General features: G+C 69.9%; 18 protein-coding genes and 1 pseudogene. 16 read left to right on the plus strand and 3 right to left on the minus strand.

The window, feature by feature from the left end; translation table 11 throughout:
* Positions 1-20 precede the first annotated feature (20 nt).
* The 13 genes and pseudogenes from ESZ52_RS01775 to ESZ52_RS01835 all read left to right on the plus strand — a co-directional run.
* Positions 21-233 (plus strand): hypothetical protein, encoded by a 213-nt coding sequence (locus tag ESZ52_RS01775; protein WP_131103427.1) that lies wholly within the window; start codon positions 21-23, stop codon positions 231-233.
* Entirely contained in the window at positions 230-1,096 is an 867-nt protein-coding gene (locus ESZ52_RS01780; RefSeq protein WP_131103428.1) for a hypothetical protein, read from the plus strand. Before ESZ52_RS01775 ends, ESZ52_RS01780 begins: the two co-directional genes overlap by 4 nt.
* The gene (locus ESZ52_RS01785; protein WP_131103429.1) at positions 1,086-1,394 is read left to right on the plus strand and encodes a hypothetical protein; all 309 of its coding nucleotides are present in this window, start codon (positions 1,086-1,088) and stop codon (positions 1,392-1,394) included. The genes ESZ52_RS01780 and ESZ52_RS01785 overlap by 11 nt, the downstream gene beginning before the upstream one ends.
* Before the next feature lies 1 nt (position 1,395).
* The gene (locus ESZ52_RS01790) at positions 1,396-2,220 is read left to right on the plus strand and encodes a hypothetical protein (RefSeq protein ID WP_131103430.1); all 825 of its coding nucleotides are present in this window, start codon (positions 1,396-1,398) and stop codon (positions 2,218-2,220) included.
* 23 nt (positions 2,221-2,243) lie between these two features.
* Complete coding sequence (locus tag ESZ52_RS19845) at positions 2,244-3,701, plus strand: TrbL/VirB6 family protein (RefSeq protein WP_131103431.1); 1,458 nt, start codon at positions 2,244-2,246, stop codon at positions 3,699-3,701.
* Positions 3,702-3,771: 70 nt separating this feature from the next.
* Entirely contained in the window at positions 3,772-5,274 is a 1,503-nt protein-coding gene (locus ESZ52_RS01800) for an SCO6880 family protein (protein ID WP_131103432.1), read from the plus strand.
* A 221-nt stretch (positions 5,275-5,495) separates the two neighbouring features.
* Positions 5,496-6,818, plus strand: coding sequence for an ATP-binding protein (locus tag ESZ52_RS01805; RefSeq protein ID WP_238154315.1), 1,323 nt, complete (start codon positions 5,496-5,498; stop codon positions 6,816-6,818).
* A 7-nt stretch (positions 6,819-6,825) separates the two neighbouring features.
* Complete coding sequence (locus tag ESZ52_RS01810; RefSeq protein WP_131103434.1) at positions 6,826-8,388, plus strand: peptidoglycan DD-metalloendopeptidase family protein; 1,563 nt, start codon at positions 6,826-6,828, stop codon at positions 8,386-8,388.
* A gap of 67 nt (positions 8,389-8,455) precedes the next feature.
* Positions 8,456-8,905 (plus strand): hypothetical protein, encoded by a 450-nt coding sequence (locus ESZ52_RS01815; protein WP_131103435.1) that lies wholly within the window; start codon positions 8,456-8,458, stop codon positions 8,903-8,905.
* Positions 8,902-10,428 carry a type IV secretory system conjugative DNA transfer family protein gene (locus tag ESZ52_RS01820; protein WP_131103436.1) on the plus strand — a complete coding sequence of 509 codons (1,527 nt, stop codon included), beginning with the start codon at positions 8,902-8,904 and terminating at the stop codon, positions 10,426-10,428. The genes ESZ52_RS01815 and ESZ52_RS01820 overlap by 4 nt, the downstream gene beginning before the upstream one ends.
* Positions 10,425-11,081 carry a hypothetical protein gene (locus tag ESZ52_RS01825; RefSeq protein ID WP_238154316.1) on the plus strand — a complete coding sequence of 219 codons (657 nt, stop codon included), beginning with the start codon at positions 10,425-10,427 and terminating at the stop codon, positions 11,079-11,081. The genes ESZ52_RS01820 and ESZ52_RS01825 overlap by 4 nt, the downstream gene beginning before the upstream one ends.
* 80 nt (positions 11,082-11,161) lie before the next feature.
* Positions 11,162-12,112, plus strand: coding sequence for an alpha/beta fold hydrolase (locus tag ESZ52_RS01830; protein WP_202865394.1), 951 nt, complete (start codon positions 11,162-11,164; stop codon positions 12,110-12,112).
* 313 nt (positions 12,113-12,425) lie between these two features.
* Positions 12,426-12,629, plus strand: a pseudogene (locus ESZ52_RS01835) (integrase core domain-containing protein); the annotation flags it as partial.
* Positions 12,630-12,698: 69 nt separating this feature from the next.
* Here the strand turns inward: ESZ52_RS01835 and ESZ52_RS01840 are convergent.
* The gene (locus ESZ52_RS01840) at positions 12,699-13,340 is read right to left on the minus strand and encodes a response regulator transcription factor (protein ID WP_131103439.1); all 642 of its coding nucleotides are present in this window, start codon (positions 13,338-13,340) and stop codon (positions 12,699-12,701) included.
* Positions 13,337-15,205, minus strand: coding sequence for a GAF domain-containing sensor histidine kinase (locus tag ESZ52_RS01845; protein ID WP_131103440.1), 1,869 nt, complete (start codon positions 15,203-15,205; stop codon positions 13,337-13,339). Before ESZ52_RS01845 ends, ESZ52_RS01840 begins: the two co-directional genes overlap by 4 nt.
* Positions 15,206-15,323: 118 nt before the next feature.
* Between ESZ52_RS01845 and ESZ52_RS01850 the strand changes: the two genes are divergently transcribed.
* Positions 15,324-16,028 carry a hypothetical protein gene (locus ESZ52_RS01850; protein ID WP_146040871.1) on the plus strand — a complete coding sequence of 235 codons (705 nt, stop codon included), beginning with the start codon at positions 15,324-15,326 and terminating at the stop codon, positions 16,026-16,028.
* A gap of 287 nt (positions 16,029-16,315) precedes the next feature.
* Positions 16,316-17,497 carry an IS110 family RNA-guided transposase gene (locus ESZ52_RS01855; protein ID WP_131103442.1) on the plus strand — a complete coding sequence of 394 codons (1,182 nt, stop codon included), beginning with the start codon at positions 16,316-16,318 and terminating at the stop codon, positions 17,495-17,497.
* 124 nt (positions 17,498-17,621) lie between these two features.
* Here the strand turns inward: ESZ52_RS01855 and ESZ52_RS01860 are convergent, their stop codons facing one another.
* Positions 17,622-17,906: a hypothetical protein gene (locus tag ESZ52_RS01860; protein ID WP_131103443.1), complete on the minus strand. Its 285-nt coding sequence runs from the start codon at positions 17,904-17,906 to the stop codon at positions 17,622-17,624.
* Positions 17,907-18,168: 262 nt separating this feature from the next.
* Here ESZ52_RS01860 and ESZ52_RS01865 point away from each other — a divergent pair, with 262 nt between their 5' ends.
* Positions 18,169-18,498 (plus strand): DUF6228 family protein, encoded by a 330-nt coding sequence (locus ESZ52_RS01865; RefSeq protein WP_145968817.1) that lies wholly within the window; start codon positions 18,169-18,171, stop codon positions 18,496-18,498.
* Positions 18,499-18,512: the final 14 nt, after the last annotated feature.

The following is an 18,512-nucleotide window of genomic DNA, read 5'->3' on the forward strand; positions in this document are numbered from 1 at the left end:
ACTGCGCTTTAGGAGGCGTGATGAAGCAACCGGAGCCTGGAGCCGACGTCGAGCAGCTGCTGCAGCTGTCGGCGTCTGGCCCCCAGGTGCTGGCCGAGCTGGACGACTGTGTCCGCCGTCTTCGACAGGTGCAGGAAGCCAAGACCGCTCTTGCCCAGCTGCCTACCGAGGACGTGCGACAGGCGATCGCACGTCGACACCAGCGCATGGCAGGACCAGGGGGCCAGGCGTGAGCGTGGTCAGCGTGGCCGAGCTGCAGCGCGCCTGGCTGGCCGTTCAGGACGGCCGGTTCCGCCCCGGGGCCACCGACCTGCCGCCGCGCCGCAGGCACGCACCCCAGGACGGAGCGGGCGAGGGATCGACCTGGGACCCCGGCGTGCCTGTGCTGCCCGTCCTGGGCTGCCACGGGTCGGCCGGGGCTACCACGGTCGCGGTCGCAGTCGCGACCGCGCTGGAGCTCCAGGTGCGGGTGGTCGAGGCTAGTCCGGCCGGATCGAGCGGCCTGACCGGGTTCGCCACCGCCGAGCTGGGGGAGACCGGGTCGGGCTGGGTCCGTGGCCACCGCGACCTGCTGGTCCTGGACCGGCTGCTGGACGGGTACGCCTCACCCGACCAGATCCCCGTCCCGGACCCCGACCCTGGTCTCGACCCGCGGGCCGCTCCGCAGCTGACTGTGCTCGACGCCGGATGGCCGATGGGCCCTCTGGTGCGGTCCGCCGGCTGGCTCCGCGCGAGCGTGCTGGACTCCGACCGGGTGGTGCTGGTCACCACCGCCACCGTCCCCGGTCTGCGACGGCTCGAGGGGGTCCTGCACGAGCTCGACCCGCATCCCGAAGCGGTGGTGGTGGCCGTCCAGGGCCCGAGACGTCGACGTTGGCCCCGCGAGGTGGTCTCTTGCATCGGCCCGCGGACCAGGTCCCTGCTCGAGGAGGACCTGGTCGAGGTACCCCACGACCCGGGCCTGGCCGTCCGCGGCCTGGACACCTCACCCCTGCCCGGCGGCGTGCTGAGCGCTGCCACCACGATCGCCCAGCTCCTGCAGCTGGCTGGCAGTTCTATCCACCACCAGAAGGGAAGTACCCAGCATGTTCGCTAACGTCTCCGACGCCGGCCTGCACGCCGCCACGTTCGTCGCCGCCGTCTGCCCCCAGGCGCCCCCTGGCGCGCAGGTCCACGTCGACAACATCCTCGGCTACGTCCTGTGGGGCGTGGGCATTCTGTTCTTCCTCGGCCTGGTCATCGGCGTGGGTGCCATCGCCGGCGGCCGGATGTTCGGCATGCCGCACGCCAGCACCGGCGGCATCATCGGGCTGGTCATCGTCTTCATCGCGGTGATCGCCTACCTGATCCTGCCGGGGATCCTGGACGCGATGATGGGCACCGGGTGCGTCTGAGATGTCGACGACGACACCGCAGGCGTGGGGACGGACCAAGCTGTGGGGCATCCTCGCCGCAGCCCTGGGTGCAGGGCTGGCGCTGCTGGCCGGCCTGGGTCTGTTCATCTGGCAGGTCCTGGCCGACGAGCCTCCCCAGAGGCCGGCCGCGCAGGAGGTGGCAGCCTCACCGGTCGGGCTGGACGAGGCCACCCTGGCCCAGGAGGGGCCTGCCCGCCGCGAGCAGATCGCGGGCGCGCCGATGTTGACCGTGGACGACCCCCGCGCCTACCGGCAGGGGCAGGTGGCCCCCACCGTCGCCGCACCCTTGGGCGTCCCCTCACCCTCGACGACCGGACCGGTGGGCGTTCCCACCGGGTACCCCCAGACCCCGGAGGGTGCGGTGGGCCAGCTGGCCGCGATCGACGTGGCCGTCATCGGTGCCATGTCGGTGCCGGGCACGCACGAGATCTACCGGTCCTGGTCAACCGGTGATGCCGACCCGGCGAGGTGGGTGATGACCGGCAACGTCACCGACTTCCTCACCGCCGCCGGCCAGAGCGGGCAGACCAAGGAGGTCGGCCTGGTCGTGACCGCGGTCCCGGCCGCCGGCCAGGTGAAGGGGACTGACGGGCAGGACTGGGTGGTGGCGTGCGTCCTGCTGGAGCTGCACGCACGCCTGGTGGAGGAGGCGCGCGTCGCCTACGGGCACTGCGAGGCCATGACCTGGACCGGCGACCGTTGGGTGATCGACACGACCCGTCCGGTCGCACCGGCGCCCTCGACGTGGCCCGGGACCGAGCTGGCCGCCCAGGCCGGGTGGCGGCCCTGGGTCGACAGCCACTGAGAAGACCAGAGAGGGCCTGACTCATGTTCGGTATCCCGAACCCGTTCGAGTACCTGGCCGGCAAAGCGGTCGGTGAGCTTGCCGCCGACGTGTGGACCTCCGTCATGCTGGGGATCTGGGCTGCCGGGCTGTGGTTCCTGCGCACCGTCCTGGGCTTCGTGGACGCCTTCCTGACCCCCGACGTCACCGCTGCCGGACCGGCCGGGCAGGTGTACCGGACCACGTTCTGGCTGGCCCTGGCGCTGGTCCTGATCCTGGCTATGGCCCAGCTGGGCCTGGCCGCGTGGCGCCGGGACGGCGCAGACCTCGCCCAGGCCGCGGTCGGGGTCGCGCAGTTCGTCGTCGTTTTCGCCGGCTGGATCGGGTACTGCGTGATGATCCTGGCCGCCGCCCAGGGTCTGACCCGGTCCTTGATGCAGGCCATGTTCGGGGTGGAGCTGTTCGCCCACTGGGAGCCCTCCGAGGTCTTCATCATCGCCACCGAGGACATCACCGACACGGTGCTGGCCACCGTCCTGGGGTTCATGGGCCTGTTCCTGTGGCTGGCCGGGATCGGGTTCCTGCTGGTCATGCTGACCCGGGCCGGGGCCCTGCTGGTGCTGGTCGCCACCGGACCCATCGCCGCGGCAGGCCTGGCCAGCGGGTTCTCACGGTCATGGTTCTGGAAGTCGTTCCGGTGGTTCCACGCGGCCGCGTTCACCCCGGTGCTGGTCGCTCTGGTCCTCGGCCTGGGGATCTCGTTGACCACCGGCATTGTCGAAGGCGAGGCCGATGGGCTGGCCAGGACGATCGGCACCGCGATCCCCGGGGTGTTCCTGATCTGCATTGCCGCGTTCTCCCCCCTCGCACTGTTCAAGCTCCTGGCCTTCGTCGACCCCGGCACCTCCTCCGGGGCCGCGATGCGTGCCGGGTACGAGGCTCAGGGCGGGTTGCGTGGGTTAGCCGGCCGGGCCGTGGGGACGTCCAATGCCGCCTCGAGCGTGGACAGTCACGGCCGTTCGGCCAGCGAGGTCTCCGCCGAAGGAGAGGCCAACCAGCGGGCCGCCAAGGCCACGAGCAACGCGGCCTCCAAGGGCGGCTTCGCCATCGGCCCGGCAGCCGGCGCCGTCGGTACGGCGATCGGTCTCGGCGTCGAGGCGATGGTGTCCGCCGGCACCCGGGGCGCGGCCATCGGCGCGGACGTGTCCAACCAGATGGGTGCCGGGCACAACACCTATGTCCCCGACTTCCAGCCGGCCAGGACGGGCGGTGGCCGCCGACGAGCCAGCCACCCCGAACAACGCGGCGAGGACACCGGCGGTGGCAGCGGTGGCAGCGGTGAAGCCGGTGGGGGAGCAGTCCAGGCGCCACCCCCGGCGCAGACCAACCCGAGCACCGGCGCTGGTCCGCTCCCCCCGCCCAGCGGCGGCGGTGCGGCCGGTGCCGCCGGAGGCGCCGGCGGCACCGGAGCGGCCGGAGCGGCCGCAGGAGCAGCGAAGTGATGAGTCCCTGGTGGCTGCAGCGCCGCTTTAGGAAGCGACCCACCCAAGCCGCCCGCAGGAGGACCCCACGATGACCGTCTACCGCGACCACACCCGCGCCCGCATCGGGTGGTTCTTCGGCCTCACCGGCCTCCAGCTCGGCCTCCTGGCCGCAGCCGTCCTGCCGGTGGCCTGGTCGATCTCCAAGCAGGACTGGGCCGCGGTGGGCCTGTCCATCCTCGGCTGGGGGTTGCTGTTCGGTGTCGTGGCCGTCCCGGTCAGGGGTCGGTCGATGACCGGGTGGATCACCTCGACCGTGTCCCTGGCGGCCGGGACCCTGGCCGGGTGGACCCGGTTCCGGGCGCGGGCCACCACCGGGCAGGCCCAGGAGCAGGAGCAGGCGGACCTGCCGGGGGTCCTGGCCAGCGTCGTGATCCACGAGGGCCCACCGACAGGGCACTCCCACCGTCGGGTCGCGTTGATTCAGAACCACTCGATAAGGACCTGGGCGGTCACCGCCTCGATCGTCCATCCGGGGCTGGGCATGGCCGAGCTCGAGGATCGGCAGGTCTACGGGCAGGGCCTGGCAGAGCTGCTCGACGCGGCCGTGCGGGCCGAGCTGGTCTCCGAGGTCATCTTCATGGTCCGCACCGTTCCTGAGGACGGTGCCGAGCGGACCGACTGGGTGCGACGCCACCGCACGGGCAACGCCCCAGCCCAGGTCACGGCGATCAACGACGACCTGCACGAGTCGCTGACCGCCGCGACGGTGCGTACCGAGCAGTACGTCACCGTCGTGGTGCCCGAGTCACGGCTGGGCAAGGTGGCCCGGGAGTACGGCGGGGGAGTCAACGGTCGCGCCAGGGCCCTGTACGGCGCGATCGCCGAGGTTGAGTCCCACCTGCGCGGCGGCCTGGGCGTCTCGAGCGTGGAGTGGCTGACCAGCCCCCAGCTGGCTCATGCCTGCCGCACCGGGTTCGCCCCAGGGGACCGGGCGACCATCATCGACGCGCTGGCTGCCGCGCAGACCGAGACGGGCGTGAACACCGACGTGCCTTGGGAGATGGCCGGCCCTTCCGGTGCTGACGCCGCCGTGCGGCACTACTCCCACGACGCCTGGAACTCGGTCTCCTCGACGATCAAGCTGCCGGTCAAAGGGGCCGCGATGGGGGCGCTGGCCCCGGTCCTGTCGGCGCACCAGGACGGGGAGCGGCGCTCCTTCATGGTCTGCTACCCCCTGGTGCCGCCGGGCCGTGCCGACCGGCAGTCGGCCAACAGCGAGTTCGGCGCCGACCTGGGGCAGTCGTTGCGGGTCGCGGCACGGATGAAGCAGCGCACCAAGGACGTCGACGAGTCCGAGAAGGTGCGCCGGCTGGAGTCCAAGCTGGCCCGCGGCAACTCCCTGACCGTCCCCTACGCGGTGGCCACGGTCACGGTGCCCAAGACGGTCCGGGCCGCCGAGGCGGGCCGCCGCCTGGACTCCTCGATCCGCCGGGCCGGGTTCGCCCCGCTGCGCCTGGACCTGGCCCACGACGTGGCCTTCGCCGCCTCCGTGGTGCCGATGGGCATCAGCCTGACCCGGAAGGCGGGCTGAACGTGAGCGCCTCACGCAGTCGAACCCCTCACGGCCGCCGGGGCAGCACCGGCCGGGACGTGGCTCGCCTGCTGGCCGACTTCGGCCACGACGCCCCACCAGCACCAGTGCCCGCAAAGCAGGAGCGGGAGCCGCGGGTGTTCCGGCCCACCAGCACCAAGGGACCTCGGGCTGCTGGCCGGGGGTGGGCCCCGGCGAGAGCGCCGGTGGCGACCTGGCGAATGACCAGTGACCAGGCGCCGGCGTTCTGGCCGTTCATCCCCACCCCCGCGCTGCCGCCAACCGGGGCGCAGATGGGCATCGACGTCTCCTCCGGGGCGGCGTTCCACTGCGACCCGCTCGGTTGGGTGGTCCGCGGCGATGTGCCGATCAGCAACCCGAACATCATGTGCTTCGGCAAGCCCGGGATGGGTAAGTCCGGGACCACCAAGGCGTTCATCCTGCGGATGATGGACTTCGGGTACCGGGCCCTGATCCTGGGCGACACCAAGGACGAGTACGAGGGGGTGTGCCGGTTCCTGGGGGTGGAGCCGATCGCCCTCGGTGCCGGCCTGGGTGCCCGGGTCAACCCCCTGGCCCTCGGCCCGCTGGCCCACGGGTGGGAGCAGCTCGACGCCGTCGAGGCTCAGCGGCGCGCCCAGTCCGTGTTCTCCCGGTGGCTGACCCTCATCCGGGCCCTAGTCGGCTCCCAGCAGATCGGGGAGAACCTGGTCCCGTTCGGGCCCAGCGACGAAACGGTGGTCCGCGCCGCACTGGCCGACCTCACCGGCTACGCCGCCGGCGCCACCCGGCTGACCGAGACCACCCTGCCCGGGCTGTGGCACGCACTGGACAACCCCGCCCCCGAGATGGTGGCGGCGACCCGGTACGAGACCCGCCGGCAGTTCACGGACGAGACCCGGCTGCTGCGCGATGCCCTGGGCCAGCTGGTCAACGGCGCCCTGGCCGGAATGTTCGACGCGCACACCAACTTCGACATCGACTGGCTCGCACCGATCCAGTCCCTGTCCCTGTCCCGGCTGCCCCAGGAAGCCGTGGGCATCGCCCTGACCTGCCTGGGCTCCTGGGGCGCCGGGCAGCGCGAAGTCGTCTCCCGGGCCGACCAGCGCGTGGTCGTCCGCGACGAGGCGTGGCGGCAGCTGCGGCTAGGCCCAGAAGCCGTCAAGGCCTTCGACGCCGACATGCGCCTGTCTCGCGGCTTCGCCGGCCAGGGCGGGGACATCCAGTACGCGGTCGCGCACAAACCCTCCGACCTGCTCTCCGCCGGTGACGAGGGCTCGGTGGCTCAGACCATCGCCCGGGACATGCTGCACCTGGCCGACATCAAGATCCTTCACGGCCAGGGCCCCAAGGTGGCTAAGGAGCTCGACGAGATCCTGGGCCTGGGCCCGCTGGCCGTGCACGCCATCACCACCTGGGCACGCCAGGAACCAGGCCGCGCCGTGTGGCAGGTGGGGGACCGCCTCTACAAGGTGCAGACCGTCCTGCACCCCCTCGAGGCCGCACTGGCCAACACCAACACCGGTATCGAATCGACCCGGTGATCCAGCCGTGAAAGGTGCCCTCGCCGTCCTGGCCGCCCTCGCGCTGCTGGCCGGGGTGCCGCTGTCCACCGCGGTGCTCGTGGCCTCGGTGGCCACACCCGCGCTGGCCGAGGAGCACCGCACCCTCTTCTGCGAGGGGACCCTGCCCGTCACCGGGGACTGGCGACCACCGTACGAGACCGCCTATGCCCTGACCCCAGGCTCGGGGTTCGGACAGCGTTTCCACCCGATCCACAAGGAGTGGCTCCTGCACGCCGGGGTCGACATGACCTCCCAACCGGCGGGCGCCCCGGTGGTCGCCGCCGCGGCCGGCACGGTCACCGGATCCGGGTGGACCAGCGGGGGAGGAAACACCGTCACCATCGACCACGGCGGCGCGATCAGCACCCGGTACCTGCACCTGGCCACGCCCAGCCCGCTGACCGTCGGGCAGAGCGTCCACCAGGGTCAGCGGGTCGGCGTCGAGGGGTCCACCGGTGACTCCACCGGTTCGCACCTGCACTTCGAGGTGCGCTCCGCTGGGGAGCCGATCGACCCGGTGCCGTTCATGCTCGAGCGCGGTGCCCCCCTGACCGGTGTCGCCGTGGCTCCCTCCGCCCCGCCCGAGGTGGCCCCGGACCTGCCGCGGGACGGGGAGGGTGGCATCGGGTTCGAGCTCCCCGCCCCCGGGCAGCCTCGCCAGGACTCGCTGCACAACCGGCCGCTGCCGATCCCGCCGGGCATCCAGGAGCTGTACGAGCAGGCCGGGGCCGAGTACGGCATCCCGTGGGCCCTGCTGGCCGGGATCGGGATGGCCGAGACCGCGCACGGGGCCAACACCGGCACCAGCTCGGCGGGTGCGCGGGGCCTCATGCAGTTCATGCCGGCCACCTTCGCCGCCTACGGGGTCGACGGGGACGGGGACGGCTTGGCGCAGATCGACAACGATGCCGACTCGGTCCACTCCGCGGCCAACTACCTGACCGCCTCAGGGGTGCACCGTGGCGAGGAGTGGGTGCGTGTTGCGCTGTTCGCCTACAACCACGCCGACTGGTACGTCAACGACGTCCTGTACTACGCGCAGCAGTACGGGGGTGGTCTGGTCCTGGGAGACCCGCTGCACTGCGACGGCCAGGGCGGCAACCCCGACCTGCCCCCGGTCAGCAGCGAGCGGGTCGCTCAGATGCTGGCCTTCGCGGCCGGACAGGAGGGGGACTCCTACATTCTGGGCGCCGGTGGGCCCGACGCCTGGGACTGCTCCTCACTGACCCAGACCGCGATGGCCCAGATCGGGATCACCGCCCCCCGCACCGCCCAGGCCCAGCGGGACTGGCTGGCGATGGGCAACGGGTTCCGCGTCCCGCTCGACCAGGCCCAGCCAGGGGACCTGTTCTTCTTCGACTCCTACCTGGGCCCGCACACGATCGGGCACGTCGGCTTTGTCTGGGACCCGGCGACCTACACCAGCATCGAGGCCGCCAACCCCACCAAGGGAGTCGGCTTCTTCAGCTACGAGCACGTCCTGGACAACAACATCTTCGAGATCTGGCGCCTGGGCAACATCGACGACAACCCGAAAGCACCCAGTTGAGTCCCTGAGCCGTCCTCGTCCGCTTTAGGACGCAGAACAGTTCCCCGCCGGTGGAGATGAGGAAGCGATGCAGCAGGACAGACTCAAGAACCCGCACCCGTGGACCTACGAGATCCCCCTGGCGATCGTCCTCACCCTAGTGCTGGTCGCGGTGCTGGGCGTGCACACCGGGCGGGCCGTGGCCAACCTCCTCGCCGGCGGCGGATGGGGCTGGCCGCCAGCTACCGAGCTGTTCCGCAGCCTGCCTGGCCTGTGGCGCGGCGACGCCGGCGCCGGACTGACCAACCCCGGCGACCTCGCCGAACCGGGGGCGTTGCGGGCCTGGGTGCTCATCACCCAGGCCGTCAACCTGCTCGTCGCTCTGGTCCTGTCCGTGGTGGCCTACCGGCGCTGGGGACCGGGTCGGCTGCGGGGCATGGCCTCTAGGTCCGAGGCCGCGTCGCTGCTGGGTCTACCCCGGATGCGCAAGCACCGGGCCGTCATCCGGCCCGACCTCTACGGAAAGGCCGCACGATGAATCTCAACCTGCCCGGCTTCTTCCAGCGCCGCGGCCCCGCCCAGGCCGGGGAGGCGAACCGTTCTCGGCGGGCACGGACCAGGTTCGATCCTCGGGACGTGGGGTGGAACCTTGGACGGTCCACCGCCCCCGCCGGGGTCGACCTGTGGGTGCCTTGGGACCGCACCGCAGGGGTCATCGGACCCCAGGGATCGGGCAAGACCCTGGACCTGCTAACCCCCGCCCTGCTCGACGCACCAGGGGCGGCCCTAGTCACCCTCACCAAACCCGACGACCTGCTCCTGACGTTCTCCGCCCGCTCCAGCGACGGGCGACCGTGCGTCGTGCTCGACCCGTTCGGGTTGGTACCCGGGCTCCCGGAGCTCGTGTGGGACCCGATCGAGGGGTGCGTGGACGCGGTCGTGGCCGAGCGTCGCGCCAAGGCGTTCACCGCCGGCACCATCAAGGGTGCTGTGGCCGAGGGGTACGGGGACCAGGCCGCCCGGTTCTACGCCGCCGAAGCCGCCAAGGTCATCCAGGCCTACTTCCATGCCGCCGCGCTGACCAACCGCACCCTGGACGACGTACTGGAGTGGGTCGCCGACCCCCGCTCCACCATCGAACCCGCCGAGATCCTGCGCACCCACCCCCAGGCCGCGCAGTTCTGGCACGGACTGCTGCACGGGGCCCTCCACGGAGACGAACGGACCGCCGGCAACACCGTCACCACGGTGCAGCAGGCCCTGTCGCTGTTCTTCCAGGAACCGATGCGCAAACGGTGCGTCCCCGGCCCCGGGCGACCGGGGACCAACATCGCCGAGGTTCTTGCCGTCGGCGGCATCATCTACCTGCTCGGCCGCGAAGACCCCTACGCCTCGGCCTCCCCGCTGATGACTGCCCTGGCCGAGCACGTGCTGGACACCGCCCTGGGCATGGCCCAACGGTCCCCGTGGGGCAGGCTGTGCCCGCCGCTGCTCGCGTGCCTGGACGAGCTGCCCTCCACCGCGCCGCTGCCGACTCTGCGCACCCGCATGGCCAACGAACGAGCCCTGGGCCTGTCCTTCATCTGGGCCGCGCAGACTCGCGCCCAGCTCGACTCGATCTTCGGCCAGGCCGAGGCCCGCGCCGTGCTGGGCCTGACCAACAACCTCATCCTGTTCGGCGGCTCCAAGGACGTCGCGTTCAACCAGGAGGTCTCCGACCTCGTCGGCAAGGTCCGCGTCGGACGCGCCACCTGGAACACCGGGCACCGCGGCGGGCGCACCTACTCAGCCGAGGACATCCCCGTCCTGACCGGATCGGAGATCCGCCAGATCAAGGAACGGCACGCACTGGTCATCTCCGAGAACGGCAAACCCGTCATGGCCCGGCTCCACCGCTGCATCGACGGCAAACCCGGCAAGCGACTCCTGGCCGACCAGGCCATGCTCCGGGACCAGATCGGGGGCCACCGGCGTGCCACGATCAGCCCCGAAGCCCGCGCCACCGCCGCCCTGGCCGCAGCCCGTCAGCACGGCCTCATCACAGCGGAGCACGACCGGTGAGCACGACCCACCCGGCAGGAGAACAGGGACGGGGGCGCTACCCGCTGGCCAGGCCCTTCCCCGCCCCCGGCCCGTTGATCGTCCACGCCTACCGGGAGCTCGACATCGCCCTCAACGGGGACGACGCGGCACGCAAGGCGGTCGGCCAGCCCAGCATGCTGCCCCGCCCCTGGGACCCCGGATCCATCGGCGACCCGCCCATGCGGGCCGAGCTGTGGGAGTGGCTCGAGGCCGTCGTCGAATGGGTCAACAGCGAGCACGTCTGGGACCCCTCCTACCTGATCCCGCCGTGCTGGCCCACCCACCCCCACCTGGTTCACGAGATCGCCGTCCTGGCCGATCAGCGCCGCAATGCCGGCCAGGCCATCGCCAGCGACGCCCTCGAGGAATGGCACCGCTACGCACTGCCCGCCTTCTTCGACCGCCGCAAGACACGGCTACGCACAGCCTGCGACAGCCGCCACCACGACTGGCCCGCCCGACCCGCCCACGTCCGCTTCCAGGCCGCCGACGAACAGCGGCACGAGGACTATGCCCGCGACGTCGACCACCACCGCCGGCTGTTCGCAGCCGCCGACCAGACACCGCAAGGCCCGCGCCTGCACGTCGTCGACGGTCACCGGGTCGACCCGCTCACCGGCGAGGTGCATTAACAAGCGGCAGGCGGCATGAGAGTGAGACGGGTGCGGCCTTGGGGGTCAGCCGTTGGCCGTCGGTAAGTATGGTGCTAGGCGTGCGAGTTCCTGAGGTTGTGGACTATGCCGCCTTCCTGCCCGCCGCTTGGGGTGAGCGGGTGGATTACGCTCCCGAGCAGGACCGGTGGGAATGGCACGGCCACGACGTTCACGTCTACCGCCGCCGCAGCCCCGAAGCGCGGGTCCGGGTCATCGTCGTGCATGGTGCCGGAGGAAACAGCAGCGCCTTGTGGCCCATTGCCTCTCTACTGCCGCCGGAGCAGTTCGACCTGTCAGCCGTGGATCTGCCCCTGTACGGCAAGACGGTATCGCCGGACCCGTCCTCGGTGCGGTACCAGCACTGGGTCGACATGCTCTGTGACTTCGTGGCTGCTGAGGACGACGGGAGACCGCTGCTCCTTCTGGGCGCCAGCGTGGGAGGCATGCTCGCCTATGAGGTCGCCGCACGCTGCGGGCGTGTTGCGGTCGTCGTGGCCACATGCCTGCTCGACCCTCGCGACCGGCGTGTCCAGCGGGTGCTGACCAGGTTCGGCCCTGCAGGTGTGCTCGCCGGGCCTTTAGCGAGGCGGCTTCCTGACAGGCTGTCGGGGCTGCGGGTGCCCATGTCGTGGGTAGCCGCGCTGGACAAGATGAGCCGCAACGCCGGACTGTCGAAGCTCTGCGCCAGCGACCCCCGGGGCGGAGGGGCACACGTGCCTCTTGGCTTTCTCGCCTCCTACATGACGTACCAACACGTCCAGCCCGAGCAGATGCGCACCCCCGTCATTCTCGCGCACCCGGACAAGGATGCCTGGACGCCCCTGGAGGTGAGCATCCGATGGTTCCAAAGAATTGCAGGTCCGACCGAACTGGTCAGGCTGCGTGGCTGCGGCCACTTCCCCATAGAAGAGCCCGGACTCTCCAGCCTCCTAGGCAGACTCACAGGCCTGGCACCGGACATCGAGACGGCAATCGAGCACGCGACGGGCAGCCCTCCCAACTCGCGCTGAGCCCGGATCCCCCGTCGCGGCAGATGAGAGCATCCCTGTCGCGCTCGGGCCTACACAGTCATCAGGGTTCGCCACAGAGCAGAGGCGTGCCCTGCGTCGAGCCGAGGTCACAACGCGTGCCGCATCGGGGCCGGACCACTAGCCTCGGAGAGATCACCGAATGAGGAGCGGCATGGTGGAAGACCGGCATTGGCCATCGTTCCATGAAGCAATAGTGATCTGGGAACACTTCTACACAGCGCACAATGTCGTGTCACGCAATACCGAGGAGTTGGTGGTGTTCCTCAGGACGATTTGTTTCCCGAGCGACATGGGCCTGTACAAGAGCGAGCGCATCGAGACCAGTGTCTTCCACGACGGCCCCTGGCGGTCGCTGGCCGACGTCGAGGCAGCGACCGCTGCCTGGGTCACCTGGTACAACCACGAGCGCTTGCACGGCACCCTCGGTATGGTTCCACCCATCGAGTTCGAAGCCGCTCACTACACCACCCGCGCCTCGACCCAGAAGGGCGCGTAACCCACCATGACAGCGGCATCAAACCGTGAACGCTTCAGGTTGGTCACGCAGCGCCCTCCACCGTCGGGTTCAGCTGCCGCCCAGTCCTGACTGTCGTGCTTTGACGATGGCGGCCGACCTATCGGACACCTGGAGCTTGGTGAAGATGTTCGAGACGTGGTTGCGTACGGTTTTGAGGTTGATCATCAGCTCGTGGGCGATGCTGGCGTTGCCTTTGCCGGCGGCGATGAGCTCGAGCACCTGCCGTTCGCGTTCGGTCAGAGCAGGGAACGCTGTGGTTTGCGGGCCTGCGCTGTTGGTGAAGTGGTCGATGACGCGCTGGGCGATCTCGGGGCCGAAGATCGCCTCGCCTGCAGCGGCCGCGCGGATCGCTCGGATGATCTCGTCCTGCTCGGCGCCTTTGAGGACGTAGCCGCGGGCGCCGGCTCGCATCGCGGCGAGGACGGAGTCGTCGTCCTCGAACATGGTCAGGACGACGATCGCTGGCGCGGGGTTGTTGCGGCTGAGCCGGCGGGTTGCCTCGATGCCGTCCAGGTTGGGCATCCGCAGGTCCATCAGGATGACGTCTGGAGCGAGCTGCTCACCGAGCTCGACGGCCTGGGCGCCGCTGGCTGCTTCACCCTCGATGCTTATGTCGTCGGTGTCGGCGAGCATGAGTTGGAGTCCGCGCCGGAATGCGGGGTGGTCGTCGGCGACGAGGACCCGGATCATCGCTCGGCCTTGATGTCGGCCAGATGGTGCGTTGTGTCGTTGAGCGGCAGGACGGCGTGCACGATGAGGCCTTCGTTGGGGGTGCGAGGTGAGATGGTGCACGTGCCGCCGAGCTCGGCGGCGCGTTCCCGCATGGAGGTCCACCCGAGGCCGTCCTTGAGGGATTGTTCGACGCCGCGCCCGTTGTCGGCGACGGTGAGCTCTAGCGAGCCGTTCACGGCGATGGTGACTCGGCACCGGGACGCCCCGGAGTGCCGGGCGACGTTGGTCATGGCCTCGGAGGCGATGCGGTACGCGGCCACCTCGACTGCTGCGGGCAGCGTGGGCAGGGATGGGGGTCCGGCCACCTCGATGGGAAGCTCACCGGAGAGGGCCGCGGCACGCTGACGGATCGCGCCGAGGAGGCCGACCTCGTCGATCGCGGCGGGGCGCAGGTCGTCGACGAGTCGCCGAACCTCTGCAATGGCGTCTTTGACCTCTGCGCGGGCCTCGTCGAGGAGGGCGCTGCGTTCGGTGCTGTCGGTGCGGGATCCAGCCGCGTTGAGCATCAGCACGATCGCCGCCAACGACGGGCCGATCCCGTCGTGCAGGTCTCGGCGCAGCCGGCGACGTTCCTCCTCGCGGCCGGCGACGATCCGGGACCTGGACTCACGAAGCTGGTCGCCCGCGCGGCTTGCTTTGACCAGGACCGCGGCGTATCGCGCCAGGTCATCGAGCAACGCCCGGTCGGCAGGTGAGAGTCGCCGACCGGGTGGCACCTCGAGCGCCAGGTCGCCCAGTCTCTGACCGCGGTGTCGCAGAGGGACCCGGACGACGTGCTCACCGTCGATGGCGTTGTCGGTTTGGACCCACACCTTCTCCACCCGCAGCGCCTCCGCCACGGCCTCGGTGATGGAGGTGGCGAGCGTCTCGGGCTCAGCGGCCTCGGCGCGTGCGGCCAGCAGCCGCAGTGCCCGATGCGGATCAGATCGGTAGCCGTAGACGGCGCGTTCGATCCGCTGCCGCAGCCAGGAGTGCGCCGGGGAGACCGCCACCGCGACGACACCCACTGCCAGCAACCCGCCAAGGGTGCTCGTACCGCCTATTGTCTCGGCGGCCAAGAGCACCACGGCGTACACCACGACCACGCCCACCATCAGGGCTGCATAGGTCAGCGTTCGGCTCAGCACGACCTCGATGTCGAAGAGCTGATGACGCAGGATGGCGATCGTGATGACGCTGGGCAACGCGACAGCCACGACGGTCAACGCGGCATAGGTCAGCCAGGCGTGGTCACCGAGGAGGAAGTGGTTGGTCCAGCCCACCACCAGTCCGAGCGGAACAGCCACAGCCCCCCAGACCAGCCACAGCAGCTGCGTCCGCACAACGCCGGTGGCGGCGCGCAACCTGGCGCGCACCGCTACCGCGGAGCCGATGAACAGCAGCACCACCAGGGCCAGACCGACCACGCCGAGAACGTCGGCGAGCGGCTCAGGAAGCGCGCCCAGAGGAGGGTTCTGGCGGGGGTGCTCCTGCCGGAAGCTGTCCGCGTCACCGGCGGCGCCGACCAGGAACAGCACCACGCCGACCAGTCCGGCGCCCACCCACAGCCGCCAGCGCGCGGAGAGCAGGTGGCCATCTGGCACGAGGTAGGCCACCAACACCAGCCACAGGGAGAGGAAGACCCAGCCGCCCTGCGCCAGCTGGTCGAGCGCCAGCGCTGTCGTGCCCGTGCCGGTGACCTGCGAGGCACCCAGCAGCAACCCGACCGATGCGCCATGGGCGAGCAGCAGCCACGCGATCCGAGCCTGGGTACTGCGCAACGCCAGGAGAATCCCCAAAGCGACCGGGACCCCAGCGCCCACCGCAACGGCTGCGTAGACCATGTCGCCATTGTGGCGGCAGCGCCAGCAGCCGTCAGCCTTCCCGGGAACTGTTCCCGACCCGACCGGGACTGCTGCATCATGCGGCTGGGCCAGATCGCGGTGGAAGGTCGAACCGCCGGTGAGAGCCGCCGGCGGTACACATCGACACAAGGAGCCGGCCATGCCGCGCAACACTTTCGAGAGGTTCCTGCCATACAGCGGCGCTGTCGCAGGCGTGTGCTGGATCGGCCAGTCAGCGTTGCAGAGGACTACATCCCGTGACGAGCCAGGAGCAGCGACCACCACCGTCATCCGCGACAACCTCGCGACCAACTACGCCAGCGTGGCATGCCTGGTCCTGATGGGAATGAGCCTGCTGATCTTCGCCACCGCCGTGCGCAACCTGCTGCGCTCAGGCGAACCCAGCGAGGCGACCTTCTCACACATCGCCTACGGCGGCTGGCTCGTGGTCGTGGCCGGCATCTCGCAGATGGTCACCTGGAACTGGGGTCTGATCAACGGCGCAGCGGCCGCCGCGGACGATGCGGCACTACAGGCCCTGAGCTACGTCCATTTCTTCGGCTGGGCCGGCATGGGCATCGGCCTGGCCACCGCATTCATCGCGACCGGGCTCGGCGGACAGCGCGCGGCTCTCCTGCCGAAGTGGTTCACCATCCCCACCATCGCCTTCGGCGCCCTCGGCGCCCTCGGCACCGCCGGCATCCCACCCGGCGGCCTCGTCACCTACCTCCTCCTGCCCCTCTGGCTCATCGCCGCCTCAATCATCATGGCCCGACAGCAACACGCCCACACCCCAACCCAACCCATCGACCTCACGACCTAACCCACCACGCGCGACAGGCGGCGGTAAAACGCGGGGGTGTGAACGCGCGACTTGCGGCTACGTGTTTCATTGACGGCAGGATCGGGCCCGGCCAGGCTCGGTCTCAGGTGACCGGGGCGGTCGTTCTCTTTGCGGCTGCCCACGCTCTTGGCGTGAGGCTCACAATTGGCGTGCGTCGTCCCGGTCACCGCCAGGGCTGCGAGAGGCTCAAGAGGGGTATGCCCAGCCGCACGTAGCGGTGCCCTCCCAGCTCGACATCACCGTTGTCCGAGCAAGGGAGCACAGCAATGGACGAGCAAGGCGCACGGGTCGTGATCGGGATGGATCCGCACAAACGCAGCGTCACGATCGAGGTCATGACCGCTAGCGAGTCGATCGTGGGCGGTGGCCGGTTCTCCACCGACGCCGACGGGTACGGTCGGCTGCTGGCCTATGCCCGTCAGTGGCCACAGCGGGTGTGGGCGGTCGAGGGCTGCGCCGGTATCGGCAAGCACGTCGCCGACCGGCTCGTCGCCGACGGTGAGGAGGTCGTGGACGTGCCGGCGAAGATGTCGGCGCGGGTGCGGATCTTCGCCACCGGGCAGGGCCGCAAGACCGACGCGACCGACGCCCACTCCATCGCCCTGGTCGGGGTGCGGATGTCCGGCCTGCGCCCGGTCATCAACGACGAGCAGCTCGAGGTGTTGCGGATGTGCGTGGACCGGCGCCGCTCCCTGGGCGAGGAGCACACCCGCAAGGTCTGCCAGCTGCACAAGCTCCTGCTTGAGCTCATCCCCGGCGGAGCCAAGACGTTCCTGTCCGCGGCCCAGGCCAAGGAGCTGCTCAAGAAGGTCCGCCCCACCACACCGGCCGGCAAGGTCCGCAAGGCCCACGCCCTGGAACTGACAGCTGACCTGGCCACGATCTACGCGCGGACCAAGGCCGCGGACAAGGAGCTCAAGGCCCTCGTCGCCCACACCGGGTCCTCGCTGATGGATCTGCACGGTATCGGGCCCTCCGGCGCCGCACGCCTGCTGGTCGAGGTCGGCGACATCACCCGCTTCCCCGACCGCAACCACTTCGCGTCCTGGACCGGCACCGCCCCCATCGACGCCTCCTCCGGTGAGCACGTCCGCCACCGCCTCTCCCGCGGCGGGAACCGTCAGATCAACCGGGTGCTGCACGTCATGGCCATCGTCCAGCTGCGCACCAGGACCACCGAGGGCCGTGCCTACTACGACCGGAAGAAGGCCTCCGGGAAGACGTCGATGGAAGCGCTGCGCTGCCTCAAACGGCGACTGTCCGACCTTGTCTACAAGCAGATCCTCGACGACCTCGCCGGGCACACGGCGACGGGCCCGGGAGGGCAAAGAGGTAGCGACTCTGACTCCAGCGCGACCGGCTCACAACCCAACGCCGGCTCTTCGGACAAGCCTCTTCCCGGACCCGCCGCTCCCAAGCCTAGAACCACCCTCCCAGCGGCGTCTTGACATAGAGGGGTGCCAGTTGAGTGCGAATGGCACCGGTCGTCTCGATGAAGGCGTGTCGCTCAAAGACCTCGACCATCTTGCAACCAAGGTGTCGAATGCACGAGTGCCTACTCCGACCTGGGGATCACCGCTTCCTTAGTGCCCCACGCTCCCACCAATCGATTGACGGCCGGTTGCCGATGATAAGGGACACGGTCAGGTCCACCGACCGGCTGTTGCAGAACTTCCACAGCTCCCTCGCCGCGCGCGAGTACTGGAAGAAGGCTTCGTCGACCGCGAAGGCGTCGAGTTTGCCCGATCGGAAACCGTCTATGGCCTCACCGACCCCTTCGACCAATCGGGCCAACTCGGCCTCGTGGTAGGCAGCGACGGCCTCCTGGGCAGTTCGTCGGTCCGCCTCACTCGACACGTTTCAAGGCTACCGTGGATCGCCGACCCAGGCCCAGCGTTGTGGTCCTCGGGCTCGACTCGGCTCGCCGCGAAGTAGGACGCGCCGCAGGCAAGCATCGCTCGTCGCAGGATGGGAGTATCGCGTCATGCTTCAAATCTCTGAGGATGGCTCCGCGGTGGCTCTGCGCTGGAGCAACGGCGGTCGACATGCCCAAATCGAGCTCACATCCCCCAAGCTCCGCTATCACGATCCCTCCCCTGCGGGGCTGGCCATCAATGACATGGTCGAGTACACCGTCGCCCTCTCGGGCAACGGATTGTCGGCAGAGGTGCTCGTACTAAGCCTTGACAAAGCTGGTCATGGCTTACCCGCCTTCATTGAGGAACTAGCCGAGGATTTCCGCGGCTGGGATGGCACCCGTATGTGGGAGAACGCCGATCACGACTTCGGCGTCGAGGCTGAGTGGACCACACGCGGGCACGTCGACCTCCGCTGGTGGATCACGCCCAGCATCTACGACAAGTGGACGGCATCAGTTGTCGTCGAGGTCGAAGCCGGCGCTGAGATGTCGGGTCTCGCTCACGCCCTAGCATCGTTCTTCGCCATCTGATCTCCACCTTCCGA

The organism is Ornithinimicrobium sufpigmenti (assembly GCF_004322775.1).
Classification (GTDB): domain Bacteria; phylum Actinomycetota; class Actinomycetes; order Actinomycetales; family Dermatophilaceae; genus Ornithinicoccus; species Ornithinicoccus sufpigmenti.

Bases quoted from the DNA above. Each gene is read 5' to 3' on its own strand.
- ESZ52_RS01865 (WP_145968817.1), top strand. From the start codon at position 18,169: ATGGTCGAGTACACCGTCGCCCTCTCGGGCAACGGATTGTCGGCAGAG.
- ESZ52_RS01820 (WP_131103436.1), top strand. From the start codon at position 8,902: ATGAATCTCAACCTGCCCGGCTTCTTCCAGCGCCGCGGCCCCGCCCAG.
- ESZ52_RS01855 (WP_131103442.1), top strand. From the start codon at position 16,316: ATGGACGAGCAAGGCGCACGGGTCGTGATCGGGATGGATCCGCACAAA.
- ESZ52_RS01845 (WP_131103440.1), bottom strand. From the start codon at position 15,205: ATGGTCTACGCAGCCGTTGCGGTGGGCGCTGGGGTCCCGGTCGCTTTG.
- ESZ52_RS01800 (WP_131103432.1), top strand. From the start codon at position 3,772: ATGACCGTCTACCGCGACCACACCCGCGCCCGCATCGGGTGGTTCTTC.
- ESZ52_RS01785 (WP_131103429.1), top strand. From the start codon at position 1,086: ATGTTCGCTAACGTCTCCGACGCCGGCCTGCACGCCGCCACGTTCGTC.
- ESZ52_RS19845 (WP_131103431.1), top strand. From the start codon at position 2,244: ATGTTCGGTATCCCGAACCCGTTCGAGTACCTGGCCGGCAAAGCGGTC.
- ESZ52_RS01790 (WP_131103430.1), top strand. From the start codon at position 1,396: ATGTCGACGACGACACCGCAGGCGTGGGGACGGACCAAGCTGTGGGGC.
- ESZ52_RS01815 (WP_131103435.1), top strand. From the start codon at position 8,456: ATGCAGCAGGACAGACTCAAGAACCCGCACCCGTGGACCTACGAGATC.
- ESZ52_RS01775 (WP_131103427.1), top strand. From the start codon at position 21: ATGAAGCAACCGGAGCCTGGAGCCGACGTCGAGCAGCTGCTGCAGCTG.
- ESZ52_RS01840 (WP_131103439.1), bottom strand. From the start codon at position 13,340: ATGATCCGGGTCCTCGTCGCCGACGACCACCCCGCATTCCGGCGCGGA.
- ESZ52_RS01805 (WP_238154315.1), top strand. From the start codon at position 5,496: ATGACCAGTGACCAGGCGCCGGCGTTCTGGCCGTTCATCCCCACCCCC.